This window comes from Xenorhabdus sp. PB62.4 (assembly GCF_014467285.1).
In the GTDB taxonomy this organism is placed as follows: Bacteria; Pseudomonadota; Gammaproteobacteria; order Enterobacterales; family Enterobacteriaceae; genus Xenorhabdus.
On record NZ_NKHR01000095.1, the window covers coordinates 1 to 914 of the forward strand.

The 914-nt window shown below is 43.4% G+C and carries 1 protein-coding gene and 1 pseudogene; both read right to left on the bottom strand.

The window, feature by feature from the left end; all coding sequences use genetic code 11:
• Positions 1–10 precede the first annotated feature (10 nt).
• Positions 11–499: pseudogene (locus tag Xenpb_RS19770) on the bottom strand (transposase); the annotation flags it as partial.
• A gap of 28 nt (positions 500–527) precedes the next feature.
• A complete protein-coding gene (locus tag Xenpb_RS19775; protein WP_222943054.1) occupies positions 528–851 on the bottom strand; it encodes a transposase in 324 nt (107 codons plus the stop codon).
• Between the last annotated feature and the right edge of the window lie 63 nt (positions 852–914).

A 914-nucleotide genomic window follows, 5' to 3' on the forward strand; every position in this document is an offset into this window, starting at 1 on the left:
TATAGCAGAATCAACATGATCTGACACATTCGATGTGCTCGGTGAACAACTCATCAACGGAACATCTTTTTTGTCTTCTTATCGCTTTTGCCCCACCCCATTTGTGTTCTATGGGATTCAAGTCCGGACTATAAGCGGGAAGCCACTCTAATTGATGTTGACTCTCTGCTATCGCTTGTATCGTATCAAGTCGTTTATGAAAGCGCGCATTATCCATGACTATCACCGCACCGTGTGGGAGTTTTGGCAATAAATCCTGCGTCACCCACGCATGAAAGACATCGGCATTAATGTTGCCAGTCAATAAGCTTAAGGTGATGAACGTATTTTCGAGAATTGCACCAATGACGTTAATACGGCCTTTCGCGTGCCAATCATATGTACCAAAACAACGTCGCCCCTTTTCTGAATACCCGTATATCCGTGGCATTGACTGCGCGAAACCACTTTCATCCAAATACACAATCGGTTTGCCTTCCTGTTCATAGTCGCTGATGCGCTCGACAAACGCCTGACGAAGCTGAGGATTAGCGCGAGGATGTTTTAATGTTTTTTTTAAGCGTGAGCCGAAGCCGTTTCAAAGCGTAATGAATCGCCGATTGTGAGACCCCTAGGCGCTTTGCTCTTTCCCATTGATAGTCATCAGGAAAATTTTGGACATCCGCGATGAGTACCTCATCAGGAATTTTTATGGGAGGCTTATCACGCGTCATGCAAGGTTCTATTTTATGGCTCCATCGGAACAGGGTACGAATAGAAATCTCAAAATGGGCGCTCGTTTGTTCGAAAGTCAACGAATGCTTATCTTTGTATGCCAGGACTCTTTTTCGAAAATCTAAACTGTAACCCATTTCACTTTATGCCTTATCATTTTGGAGTTGGATATTATGACATATTAGTATGATTCTGCTATA

Coding starts and splice junctions, on each gene's coding strand:
- Xenpb_RS19775 (WP_222943054.1), bottom strand. CDS start 851: ATGGGTTACAGTTTAGATTTTCGAAAAAGAGTCCTGGCATACAAAGAT.